The sequence below is a fragment of the Rhodococcus sp. P-2 genome (assembly GCF_016598535.1).
Taxonomy (GTDB): Bacteria; Actinomycetota; Actinomycetes; order Mycobacteriales; family Mycobacteriaceae; genus Rhodococcus_F; species Rhodococcus_F baikonurensis.
In genome coordinates, this window is record NZ_CP066779.1 from 212,310 (window position 1) to 222,570 (window position 10,261).

At 62.8% G+C, this 10,261-nt stretch carries 10 protein-coding genes and 1 tRNA gene; 7 read left to right on the plus strand and 4 right to left on the minus strand.

All coding sequences use genetic code 11. The features are described from left to right. The 6 genes from I7X09_RS01040 to I7X09_RS01065 all read left to right on the plus strand — a co-directional run bounded on the left by I7X09_RS01040 (position 1) and on the right by I7X09_RS01065 (position 4,654). Positions 1 to 585, plus strand: coding sequence for an RNA polymerase sigma factor (locus tag I7X09_RS01040; RefSeq protein ID WP_124569772.1), 585 nt, complete (start codon positions 1 to 3; stop codon positions 583 to 585). Continuing rightward, a complete protein-coding gene (locus I7X09_RS01045; protein ID WP_124569773.1) occupies positions 582 to 1,301 on the plus strand; it encodes a hypothetical protein in 720 nt (239 codons plus the stop codon). Before I7X09_RS01040 ends, I7X09_RS01045 begins: the two co-directional genes overlap by 4 nt. Before the next feature lie 20 nt (positions 1,302 to 1,321). Continuing rightward, positions 1,322 to 1,948 carry a class I SAM-dependent methyltransferase gene (locus tag I7X09_RS01050; RefSeq protein WP_095970601.1) on the plus strand — a complete coding sequence of 209 codons (627 nt, stop codon included), beginning with the start codon at positions 1,322 to 1,324 and terminating at the stop codon, positions 1,946 to 1,948. Positions 1,949 to 2,051: 103 nt separating this feature from the next. After that, positions 2,052 to 2,122 (plus strand) — tRNA-Cys (locus I7X09_RS01055). A gap of 121 nt (positions 2,123 to 2,243) precedes the next feature. After that, positions 2,244 to 3,035 carry an ABC transporter ATP-binding protein gene (locus tag I7X09_RS01060; RefSeq protein WP_095970602.1) on the plus strand — a complete coding sequence of 264 codons (792 nt, stop codon included), beginning with the start codon at positions 2,244 to 2,246 and terminating at the stop codon, positions 3,033 to 3,035. After that, the gene (locus I7X09_RS01065) at positions 3,032 to 4,654 is read left to right on the plus strand and encodes an ABC transporter permease (protein ID WP_234036764.1); all 1,623 of its coding nucleotides are present in this window, start codon (positions 3,032 to 3,034) and stop codon (positions 4,652 to 4,654) included. The genes I7X09_RS01060 and I7X09_RS01065 overlap by 4 nt, the downstream gene beginning before the upstream one ends. A 119-nt stretch (positions 4,655 to 4,773) precedes the next feature. On the opposite strand, the gene I7X09_RS01070 is transcribed toward I7X09_RS01065, so the two are convergent. Further along, on the minus strand, positions 4,774 to 5,076 hold the full coding sequence (locus I7X09_RS01070; RefSeq protein WP_185564378.1) for a hypothetical protein: 303 nt from the start codon (positions 5,074 to 5,076) through the stop codon (positions 4,774 to 4,776). Between the two features lie 609 nt (positions 5,077 to 5,685). On the opposite strand from I7X09_RS01070, the gene I7X09_RS01075 reads away from it, so the two are divergent. Continuing rightward, entirely contained in the window at positions 5,686 to 7,140 is a 1,455-nt protein-coding gene (locus I7X09_RS01075; protein ID WP_200315136.1) for an MFS transporter, read from the plus strand. Here the strand turns inward: I7X09_RS01075 and I7X09_RS01080 are convergent. The 3 genes from I7X09_RS01080 to I7X09_RS01090 are packed head-to-tail and all read right to left on the minus strand — an operon-like array spanning position 7,089 to position 10,242. Then, positions 7,089 to 7,934, minus strand: coding sequence for a siderophore-interacting protein (locus I7X09_RS01080; RefSeq protein WP_095970605.1), 846 nt, complete (start codon positions 7,932 to 7,934; stop codon positions 7,089 to 7,091). The genes I7X09_RS01075 and I7X09_RS01080 overlap by 52 nt on opposite strands. After that, positions 7,931 to 9,232, minus strand: coding sequence for an enterobactin transporter EntS (gene entS / locus I7X09_RS01085; protein WP_200315143.1), 1,302 nt, complete (start codon positions 9,230 to 9,232; stop codon positions 7,931 to 7,933). Before entS ends, I7X09_RS01080 begins: the two co-directional genes overlap by 4 nt. After that, a complete protein-coding gene (locus I7X09_RS01090; protein ID WP_095970745.1) occupies positions 9,229 to 10,242 on the minus strand; it encodes a Fe2+-enterobactin ABC transporter substrate-binding protein in 1,014 nt (337 codons plus the stop codon). Before I7X09_RS01090 ends, entS begins: the two co-directional genes overlap by 4 nt. Positions 10,243 to 10,261: the final 19 nt, after the last annotated feature.

Consider the following 10,261-nt stretch of genomic DNA (forward strand, 5'->3'; position numbering starts at 1 on the left):
ATGACGCCGAAAACCGAGGACAGGCCGCCACCGAGCGACGAAGAGCGTTTCACCGCCTTGTGGGACGACTACGCCGGTCGGGTGTTCGCGTATACCTGCCGCCACGTCGATCATCACAGCGCACAGGAAGTTGTCTCCGAGACGTTCCTCGTTGCCTGGCGACGCTTGGACGAAGTGCCCGAGCAGGCTCTGCCCTGGCTGTTGGTGGTAGCTCGAAACACCGTGAACAACAGCCGTCGAAGCGTTCGACGCAATGATGCGCTCACCGAGAAGATGCGACGAATCGAGCAGATTGCGGCATCGACGCCGGGCGCCGACGTCACTGTCACCGACCGCACGGAACTTCTCGAAGCACTGGCAACACTCACCGTCATCGAGCGTGAAGCTCTACTCCTGACTGCCTGGGACGGATTGACCGCCACCGAAGCAGCGCGGGTCGCCGGGTGTTCGGTGCCAGCCATGCACGTTCGTCTCTTTCGCGCTCGGCGTCGATTGAGCAGCGGTTTGACACCAGAATCCGTCACCGCGATCCCGATCAACGTCACTCGACCTTGCGCTGCCGCCGAACACGGGAGTACCCCATGAGCAAAGATCTTCTGACCACGCTCGAGATGCTGCGGCCGACCGATGCGGTTACCACAGAATTCTGGCCCGAGAAGGTCCAGGATGCCGCACGCACCCGAATCATGGCTACCGAAAACAACATTGGAGCAACCAAAACTCCACGCCGCCAAGTCGGTGCCCTCGTTCTCGTCGCGGCGATCTGCGCAGCAGTGGTGGTGGGCTGCGCCGCTGCCACGGCGATGATGCCGAAACCGTTTACCGACATGTACTCCGGTTGGCAGACGATGCCGGGAACCAACGGCGGAATAGATCCGTCCACCGCCGAGCGGGTCGGGTCCATTCCCGGACCTGACGGATCCCTGTTCAGCGTCTTCGTCGCCCACGGCGAGGACGGATGGAGGTGCGTCGCCCCGGTTTTCGAGCCGTCAGCCGACGTCGACAAGATTGGACCGTCGAAATTCACCAGCCTCGGACACGGCTGCAGATCGAACGACGACTTGTACGGCGCAGATTCATTCGGGGGCGGAGCCGGTTACGAAGCTGGCCCGCACGAGGCGACCTACGACGCAGGCGCGGGGGGCGCCGTTCGGGCCGAACTTCACACCGCTGATGGCAATATCTATCCCACAATTCTTGCCGAAGACCGCTTCTACGGGTGGATTCCATTATCGCTCACATTCCCGCGTCCAACCCTCGTCGGATACGCCGCAGACGGGACGGTAGTCGGCACCCGGTGAGCTGTCGGTACCCTCGAAGAATGACTGCACAGGCCCCGAACGAGCGCGTCCCCAGCCAGTGGGAAGAGATCACTGCAGCCGACTCGACGCATTCCACACGGTATGTGGAGCGATTCCGTTCGATGAGAGCGGACGGCAAGGACATTGTCGGGGAAGCACGTTTGATCGACGCGATGCTCGGACGCAGTGGCCGGGTTCTCGATGCCGGGTGCGGGCCGGGCCGACTCGGCGGTTATCTGCACGACGTCGGTCATGTGGTTGTCGGAGTAGACGTCGACCCGGTTCTCATTGCTGCCGCGGAGGAGGACCACCCGGGCCCGACGTGGCTTGTCGGCGACCTCGCCGAGCTCGATCTACCCGCCCGCGGGGTCGAGGCGGATTTCGACGTCATCGTGTCGGCAGGCAATGTGATGGCATTTCTCGCCCCGTCCACCAGGCAGGCAGTGTTGGCAGGATTTGCTCGTCATCTCGCTCCGAGCGGCCGAGTGGTCATCGGATTCGGGGCCGGACGTGGCTACGAGTTCCCCGAGTTTCTCGCCGACGCGACCACGAGTGGTCTCGAGGTTGATCTGCTGCTCTCCACGTGGGATCTTCGCCCGTTCAAGGACAATTCCGAATTCCTGGTCGCGGTGTTCTCGCGCTCCTAGCCCGGCAGTTCACTGCTATACCAAGGGCCTGGCACACAGCGATCAACTCACTCTGATCACAATCATGGCGATTGTTGTTCACTACGAACATAATTGGATCAATGCGGGTGTGGCCGAGCGGCAAGGCAGCGGTCTGCAAAACCGTCCACGCAGGTTCGACTCCTGCCATCCGCTCCGCTTGCCAACCAACGATTCATGCCGCAACCCGCCCCCTACAAATGACATTCGGTGCACGCAGCCTGCATGACTCCGCAAGGTCTCCGTACAGAGCACTCGGGACAGTTACCCTCGATCGATGCACCCTCTGCACGCGACAGGACAGTTGCCTCCCGGACCGATGGCCTTACAGGTGGAACACCTCTGCATGGCGTTCGGCGCGAAAGTTGCTGTGAACGACCTTTCCCTCGCGGTGCCCCCAGGTTCGTTGTTCGGCCTGGTGGGGCCGAACGGTGCGGGAAAAACGACCACACTGTCGATGGCAGTCGGATTGCTTCGCCCGCACTACGGCCGCAGCCTGGTGTACGGCTACGACGTGTGGAACGACCCAGTGGCAGCGAAGAGTCTGCTCGGCGTTCTACCCGACGGTTTGGCGCTGCCCGCCCAGTTCTCCGGTCACGAACTGCTCACCTATTTCGGGCGTCTGCGCGGCATGCCCGAGGACGTCATTGCATCACGACGCGACGAACTGTTGGCCGCGCTCGATCTTGCCGATGCAGGTGGAACGGTCATCGCCGACTATTCAGCGGGCATGACGAAGAAGATCGGGTTGGCCTCGGCGCTGTTGCACGGCCCTCGCTTACTGGTGCTGGATGAGCCGTTCGAAGCTGTCGACCCTATTTCTTCGGCCGGAATTCGGAGCATTCTGCTCTCGTTCGTCCACTCAGGGGGCTCGGTCATTCTTTCCAGTCACGTGATGGCCCTTGTCGAACAACTGTGTACTCACATCGGAGTCATCGCAGACGGTCGCGTCGTGGCTTCAGGAACGGTCGACGAGGTGCGCGCAGGCAACACACTCGACGAGGCATTCGTTCGCCTTGTCGGCAGCCGCAGTCCCAATCCCGACGGACTGTCATGGATGCGCGCATGAGCATTACGAGCTTGCCGACGACGCGCAGCGCCCCAACCTCACTGTGGCGCACTGTTCTCCGCATGCGCGTGACCCTCTACAAACGTCAATTCACCGGCGGCAGAGCCGTCATCAAAGTCGTGGCAGCACTCTTCGGCGTTCTGGGGGCAGCTCTGCTGTGCCTGCAAGCCTCGGGGACGAGCGCGAGCTCTTCCGAACTCGTCAGCGGCACAACCAGTCTCGCACTGTCGGCTATCGGCGTGATGTGGATCTTGATGCCGATCATGTCTGGTCTGTCAGATGACAATCTTCACCCCAGACATTTCCAACTACTCCCCCTGGAACCCGTCCGACTCGCCAGAGCACTGTTCTCGACGTCGCTGGTCGGTATGACCGTCCCGATCACCGCGTTGGCTGCCGCAGCGATACCGATCTATGCAGCAACCCACCATGCTGCCGCGTTGCCTCTGGCGATCGTTGCGTGGCCCACAACGGTCCTGCTGATTGTCGGCACCTCACGGGTCGCGATGCTGGCGATGTCGCAGCTCCTGCGGAGTCGTCGCAGCCGCGAACTGGGACTGTTGGCATTCAGCACGTTCTTCGGCGGGCTGTATCTGCTGCAATTTCCGCTGCAGAGTCGCCTCGGCACGGTCGTGGACGGCGACGTCACGTGGCCGCTCACGGTCGCGCATTCGATCCCGTTCGCGTGGGGAATCGCCAGTGTCGACGCAGCAGCAGGAGGCGCCTGGCTCCTCGCCGCCGGAGCAGTCCTCGCCCTGGTGCTGGTCGATCTCGCACTGCTGTGGTCATGGCAACGCCTGGTCGTTCGCTACTTCAACGGGAAGGTCGCAGAATCAGCGGGCGCCACTTCCGTGCAATTGAAGAACCAGGGCCGCGACATTCGAACCGGTTGGCGCGCATCCCGACTGGGCACCGTCATCTCTCGCGAGCTTTCGCTCTGGCACGGCGACATGCGCCGACGAACACAACTGCTCTCCGTTGCCATCATGACCTTGGTCTCTGGCTTCGGACCGCTGATCTCGTCATCGATCCCCTTCTCCGCCGCATGGGGTGCCTGGTTCCTGATCTACCTGGCAATGGCAGCCGGATCGAATCTGTACGGATTCGACGGCGCATCGATCTGGCATCTGGTGATGATCCCCGAAGCCGCTGCCGCTGACGTCCGGGGCCGACAAATCGCGTGGGCAATCGTGATGACACCCTTCGTGGTCGTCGCAACAGCTGCTGTACGGATCTTCGGGGACCTCGGGACCGACCGACTGGCCGTGCCGATCGCCGTCGGCATTTCGATGATGGGAGTCGGTGCAGGATTGGTAGTGGCGATATCCGCCAAAGCGCCCTACCCGGTTCCGGAGATGAAGAAGACGTTCTCCTTCAACACCCGCGGGTCCTTCAACGGCTCGTCCTTCGGACTGATCATCCTCGCCATCGTCATCTTCGCCGCGACAACGGCGCCCGGCGTTCTACTCGGGGCGCTGCTACCGAACCCGGTGAACTATTTCGCCATCCCTGTCGCTGTTGCGATTGGTGCACTGGGTGCTTGGATCGGGGGCCGCGTCGCGATCACCCGTATGCAACGCGAGCCGGATCGGATTCTGTTCGCAGTTACCACCACATGATCGTTGCCCAGATAGTCCGAGAATTTCTGGGCGTCAGCGCAGTAGCCGCAGCTTGCACCAAAAAAACTCAGTCTGGGCAATCGGCTTATCAGGGAGCCAGGTAGCCAGGTAGCGCAGCCTCAACGCGTTCGGTCCTCGCATATCGCCGCCGGCGCTTTCGTGACATAGCTTCCGCTCGAGCCGAACCGTTGCCCTGGAATCATCGCACCACCAAGATGTTTGGCATGCCCCCGGAGCACCACGGTTCCGTACGTGTCGCCGAACGTCCCGGCCGATGCGGGAACTGCGCGCACCCGGCCCCTTCGCTCGAGCGCGGCTGGATCGAGCGCTGCCTCAGGTTCGCACCCCAACCCGCTCGGTGCGCAGAAATCCTGGTGATGGACCACTACACCGGAGCGATGGAATTCTGCCGGTGCCGACATCCGTTCCACGGGTCCTGATCGCGCCGGATCCTCGAGATCCGCTGCCGAGCCGAGTCCCTCGGCGCCCCGGCTCGACAGCGGAATAACACTTGAATCAGCTCAGCGAGCTCAGCAGCGGCTCGAGAAGCTTGTAGAGCTCGAAGATTCCGATGATCGTTGAAATAGAACCCATGATGATCCTCCGTGATTCGTGAACTTTCCGTGACGTCGCGTCACAGGCAGAAAGCTAACAAACCCGGCATTCAAACGGGGACCTTGAATGTGTCCGGCAGATGAACTCCCTGCTCGCAGAATCCTTTTGGTGATCAGCGTCATGTTCGACGAGAAATAGGCCCAACCGTCACATCACCTGACATTGACCGACGGCTGCAGCGAAAGTCTGCCCGTTGCGGTCTGGCGATACTTGGCACCATTTCCGCCCCCTCCAACTCTTGCTTTGTCTGACGAATCCGATTAGATTCCTCCACAATAACGGTACGCGTAACGAAATATCAAGGCTCGCTACTGCGCCAACCGATATACGCAGTGCCACAACCCTTCCAGACTCCTGGCGGGGTGACGCATCGTCGCGTCGAGAAGCTCCTCACTCCCCGATCGAAAGAGAGCACGATGACCACTGAGAGCATCACCGGACATCAGCAGCGACCGGTTGCAACAATTGCCAGCCTGACACTTCTGATCGCTGCAGTCGCCGCTCTCGAAAGCATCATCGTCCCCGCACTCCCCCTGATACAGCGAGACTTCGGAGTGACGGCCGACGTCGGAGCGCTCGCCTCCGTCGCTCTGACATTGAGCACCGTTCTCGTCACGCCGATGGCCGGGCGAATAGCCGACGTGTACGGCGCCCGTCCCACATTGCTCGCGATCACGACCATCGTCGTGCTCGGCGGCAGCGTGTCCGCTCTCGCAACGATCTTCCCGCTGTTCGTCCTCGGTCAGTTTCTCCAGGGATTCGGGCTCGGGTTGTTGCCCGTGAGCTTCGTGGTCCTAAGACGCACTTTGTCCTCGGAACAACTGAAGACGGCCACCGGATTGCTCGGTGCCGTCGTCGTGGCGGGCGGCGCTCTGGGAGTCGTGCTGGCCGGGCCAGTCGCCGAAAACGTCTCCCGCACCGCAATGTATGCAGTTCCGACCGCGTTCGTTTTGCTCGGCGCAATTGCTTTTGCCGTGAGCACACCACGAGATCGCATGTCGAACGTCGGCAGCCGGCTCGATTGGCCGGGAGCGGGTGGATTGGCCCTGGGATTGTTGACGCTGACCGCGTGGCTTGCGAGCGCGTCGAGCAACGGGTGGGGCGCACCGACGTCGATGCTGCTGGTTCTCGCCTCTGCGTCTGTGTTCACGATCTGGGCGAGGTATCAGAGCCGGACAAACGAGCCGATGGTCGACCTGACGATGATGCGGCATCGTTCGATGTGGAGCGCAGTGGTCGTCGGCGTGGTTTTCGGGTTCACCTACGGCGCTGTTGTCTATCTACTTCCGCAGCAACTCGCCGCGCCCGCGGCGAGCGGATTCGGCCGCGGTGCATCGACAAGTGCCATCGGAATCCTGCTGTGCATCGGCTACGGCGCAGCGGTGATCGCGTCGGTGATCTCCGGAAAGCTCGCACAACGGGTCGGCACGAAAGCCATTGCGGTAGCGGGAGTTGCCCTCCTCGGCCTGAGCGGCGCCGTCGGAGTCTTTGCAACCACGATGTGGCAGATCGTTGTGGTGCTGATCCTGGCGGGTACCGGCGTTGCGGCCGCGTCGACGGCAGTGTTCGTCATCTCCGCCGACAGCGCACCGGCAGACCGCGTAGGTGTCACGACGGCAATAGTCACAATCGCCAGATCGCTGGGTTCTGCCGTCGGCACCCAAATTGCCGCCGGGATCATCGCGAGCGCGACTTCATCCGGCGGCCTTCCCCGACACTCGGCATTCGCCACGGCCTTCGGGGTAGCGGCAATCGTTGCGATTGTCGGACTCGTTGTCGCGGTGACGATGCCGAGGGCTGGGGCCGGGGCAACCAATGTTCAGTGGTCGTCGTCGTCCTCGTCGAAGTCCGCGACTCCGCGCTTCCAGTAGCCGGTGATCAGGTGGTCGCCCGAACTCAATCCAAGTTCGTCGCGCACGAATCTGCGAATCGGCTTGAGGCTGGTGGCCTCACCGGAGATCCAGGCGTAGACGCGCTCGCCCTCGGGCACCGTGACCGTTCGGACGGCCTGCTCGAGTAGATCGGAGTGACCGGCCGGCACGTCGCCGCGGTACAGCCATCGCACCTCGACGCCTTCCGGAACGGTGAGTTCGATTTCCTGTGAAGGATCGGTGATCTCGACGAACACCCACCCGGCAGCAGCAGCAGGCATCATCTCGAGCCAACGAGCAATGGCAGGAAGGGCGGTGATGTCACCGGCAAGCAGATAGCGGTCGTACGTCCACGGAACCACGACGCCACCGGGCGGACCTGCCACGTGCACCCGAGTGCCGATGGTGGCCGCCTGAGCCCAATCAGAGGCGTACCCACCGTCGTGGAGTGCGAAGTCGAGGTCCAACTCCCCCGCCTCGGCGTCGTATCGACGGACGGTGTACTCACGCGAAATCGGCAGAGGACGAGGCCACTTCAGGCTGAATCCGTCTCGTTCGGGCAGTCTCAGAGATCCGTCGGCATCCGGGTAGACGAGGCGGACATGCTCGTCGGGAGCGTGCGATTCGAAGCCCGCCAACTCAGGTCCTCCCAAAGTCAGACGCAGCAGTCCGGATCCGACCATTTCGCTGCGAACGACTTCGAGTTCGCGAATGCCGATGGGGTACGGCACTTTTGCGCCGGTGGTTCCCGCCAGAACTTCGGCGATGGTCGCGAGGTGGTCTCCTCGGTTCATGAACTACCTTCCTTTTCCGGCGGAGCATTCCCCACCGGCACGGTGATGTCGGAGTGATCGACTTCGGCTGTCTCCGAAGTTACCCGGCGCACCGAACCCAACATTGCCAGGAGCACCAGGCCCAATGTCAGACCGGCGAGACCCAAGGCCAGCAGCGCAGCACCAGGCTCGAGCCACTGCCCGAGGAACCCGGCTGCCATCGAACCGATCGCCGTACCCGTGACAGCCTGCACCATCCACAGACTGGAGACGCGACCGCGCAGTTCGTCCGGCGTGTTCTGTTGCAGAACGGCAAATCTCAGAATGTCGTTGAGGGCGCGTCCGAGGCCGAATCCGGCGAGACCGAGGAAAGCGACGAGTGCTGCTCCCGACGCACCCAGTACCACCAGGCCGAGAGGCATCAGCGCAACAGAGATCAACATCGCGGCGCCGTTGCGGTGGACTCGTCCTGTCCAACCGCTGGTGAGCGAACCGATCACGGCGCCGACGGCCGGTGCGCCGTAGAGCAGACCGAGCATGGTGGGTCCACCGCCGAGAACCTGGTCGACGAATGCCGGCAGCAACACCATCGGGCCGCTGACGAACATGACCAACAGTCCGCTGATCAAAATGCCGCGAATGACTGTGTGCGTGCCGGCGAATTTCACGCCGGTCACCAGCGCGCGCATCGGGCTTTCGTGATTCGTTCCCGGTGCAGGCGAAGGTCCGATGGCTTGGAACAACGTGACCGTTGCTGCGGTGGCCACCGCAGCGACAAAGTATGTCGCGGGGATGCCACCGGAGGCGATGATCACGCCGGCGATTGCCGGCGAGATCATCGTCCCGATGTCGGTGGTCAGAGCTACCAATGCGCCGGCCGCTGCCATCTTGTTGCGCGGCAACAGTGTCGGCATCAAAGCCATCAGGGCCGAGCTGCTGACACCCCCGGCCAAGCCGTCGACAGCTGCCGCGACGTAGATGACCCACATCGACGGGTGTGGCAAGAGCGCATTGCAGCCGAGAATGACGAAGCCGAGGCCCGCAGCACTGCGGGCCAACTGGATGGTGCGTCGCCGGTCGTAGCGATCAGCGAGCACGCCGCCGAACAGGCTGCCGAAGAACATGGCGATGGCCATCGCCGTGGACACTCCGGCAACCTGCAAGGTCGACCCGGTGAGCTGGTATGTCTGCGCGGGAACGGCTACGACGAGCAGTCCGATCCCGAGCAGCGAGATCAATCGCGCCGAGAAGGCATACCGGAATGGACGGCTGGTCCGCAGCGGTGAAACATCGATCACCAGCCCACCGAATCGAGTCATGCGAAGGTCTGGCCGATCAGGTCGAGCGTAGCCATTGCGCCGTCGTAGTCAGGACGGTAGCTGCTGGCGGGGAGCTCGAACGTCGTGCCGGCCTTGAACGACGGCAACTGCGAGTAGAGCGGATCGGTGGCAAGCTCGGCCATCGGGCGACCGGACACCGGAAGGACAAAGGCGACAGGCGCATCGGCGACCTGCGAGAGCAGCTCCGGGCTGACCTCGAACGAGTCACCCGAGCCGAAGAGCTGCGGGTTGCCGGCCTTGGCCATGACGTCGTCGGCCTTGAAACCGAGCTCGGCGAGCATCGCGGGCAGCGCGGCCGTCGGCGGAACGAGGTACGGCTTGTTGCTCGAGACCGAGAGGAAGTAGACGACGTTGCCCTCGGGAACCTTGATCTTGCCCTTGACCTCTTTGACCTTGTCCTCGTATGCGCTCAACAGTGCCGGAACCTGGTCGGAACGGCCCGCGGCGTCGGCGACGATTTCAAGCTGCTTGTCCCAGTTGGCAACCGTCTTGGGGACCAACACGGTGGGTGCGATAGCGGTCAGCTGGTCGTAGAGTTCCTCGGCCTGAACCGAGGTGATGCCCTGGCCACCGCCGATGATCAGGTCGGGTTCAGCCGCCGCGACGGCCTCGATATTGAGCTGCTCGCCGGCCGGCAATTCCTTGGTGCCCTGCGCCTTTGCGGCGTCCGACCATGCCGGCGGGAATCCACCGTCGAGGTTCGTGACACCGAGGACGCGGGTATCGGTGGCAACCACCGGTGCGTCCAGGGCGTACAGGTATCCGGCGAGACCGCCACTCAGAACCACGATGCGCTCCGCCGACGCGGGCACGGTGACCGAGCCCTTTTCGGTCTCGATCACGCGCGTCGTGGGCTCTGCAGCCTTGGTCGGTTCGTCGTTCGAATCGCTGCTGCAACCGATCATCGCCACGAGTGCGACGATCAGCAACCCTGCGATGGCGACGAAACGTCGCCAACTCCGTATCGCGAGGGGCGGTGTGGACTTCATCATTGAGCTCCCATTGTGT